This window comes from Bacillus sp. JJ1503, from assembly GCF_036965125.1.
In the GTDB taxonomy this organism is placed as follows: domain Bacteria; phylum Bacillota; class Bacilli; order Bacillales; family Cytobacillaceae; genus Cytobacillus.
In genome coordinates, this window is the sequence record NZ_JBALOZ010000009.1 from 18,786 (window position 1) to 20,305 (window position 1,520).

Below are 1,520 nucleotides of genomic sequence, written 5' to 3' on the forward strand. Positions count from 1 at the left end.
TTTTCCAATATCAACGCATACGGTATTCTCTTGTTCTAATTGCTGTAATAAGGTATTAAGTGCCTTGGCTGGGTTTTTGGAAATATTAAATCCTCTTGAGAAGTCGTTGCCTGACCCGCCAGGAATAAAAGACACATGGACATGGTGGAAGTTTGCTGCACCATTAATAACCTCATGCATCGTGCCATCGCCGCCGACAGCTATAATCGTAACTTGACTTCCTTCTGATTTAACGGCAATGGATCGGACAATATCTTTCGCATGACCACGATATTCTGTAAAAAAGGCCATGTAAGGAATCTTTTGTTCAAGGAGAGTCCGTTCCAGCTTTCTCCAAACTTTTTGACAATATCCATTTTTCGCTTGTGGATTAATAATAAAATAAATATTTTTCATAACATCAGCCTTTTAATCGACATTTTAACTTTCGTCTGCTAACTCCCATTCTAACCTTCTTATGGATGACGTTTGGCAATACTGAAGCAAAGCCTGCGCTCCTTTAAGCTGGTTATGCTTTAACGGAGAGCGGAGGTTTCTCATGCTATTAAACCATTCATCATAATTTCTTTTTTCAATCAATTGCACGTCAAATGGTGATGCAGGATAATCGATATAGCCGTTCCGGCAAATAACTGCTTTGTAAATAGGAAAATCAATTTCATTCATCTGAAAAATTTGCTGTACAATTTTTCCTGTCCGATTTAATGCTAAAACCGGATTTAATACCTTTTTTTCCTTGCCTTTCACACGCTTAAGCCAGAATCTTTCTTTTGATCCTATGAAAACAGACAGATCCTCTTCCTCTACAAAGCTTATACACCATACACCAGTAGGGCTGATGATAATGGTTTCTAATTCAACTGGAGCCTTTTTTAATAAAAAAAGCGGGTGATAGAGCACTAGAAACGTATCGGGAAATCGCTGAAGGAAATATTTAAGTCTTTCATCGTAATAATACCTTTTATCGATAAAGGATTTTTCCGTTAAAGTTGAACTTGCCCACTTCATCTGAAAACGAAAGATTTGATCAAGGAATTGATATTTCAAATCCTCTATTGTATCGGGTCTATAAGTAAAACTTGTATGGAAGTCGAGAGACTCCTCCTCGGGTTCCTCCTCTTTTTCCTCTAGTTCTGAATCGAATATCGTTTCATCAATTGATTCACCTTTTCCAAACTTCAACAGACCCTTTAACTTATCCAGTAAAGGCTGCTTTTCGTCCTCTAGCCAATCGGTACTTCCTTGCTGGGTCTGAAGCCCTTCTTGAAAAATGGAGGAATCCTCATTCTCCCAGCCAATTTTCAACTTATCCCATTGCTGTTTTTTAAGTCTAACAAAACGTGAAGGATATAAATAAATATTTTGTTCATAACGTGAAACGTAATCCTGCAATTTTATTAATTGTCCCATTTTACCTGCCTGCCTTGTTAGTACTTTATTTCCCCATTTTCAATTAATTAAGCTTAAAAAAATAGCTATTTATCTAATAAATAAAGAATAACTTTTCTCGAGTTTGAGAA

The 1,520-nt window shown here is 36.6% G+C and carries 2 protein-coding genes; both read right to left on the minus strand.

Going from position 1 to position 1,520, the window contains the following annotated elements; translation table 11 throughout:
- On the minus strand, positions 1-396 hold a 396-nt coding region (locus tag V7149_RS01150), incomplete at its 3' end, for a diacylglycerol/lipid kinase family protein (protein WP_335343843.1).
- A 24-nt stretch (positions 397-420) separates the two neighbouring features.
- On the minus strand, positions 421-1,410 hold the full coding sequence (locus V7149_RS01155) for a nuclease-related domain-containing protein (RefSeq protein WP_335343844.1): 990 nt from the start codon (positions 1,408-1,410) through the stop codon (positions 421-423).
- Positions 1,411-1,520 lie beyond the last annotated feature (110 nt).

Coding starts and splice junctions, on each gene's coding strand:
- V7149_RS01155 (WP_335343844.1), bottom strand. CDS start 1,410: ATGGGACAATTAATAAAATTGCAGGATTACGTTTCACGTTATGAACAA.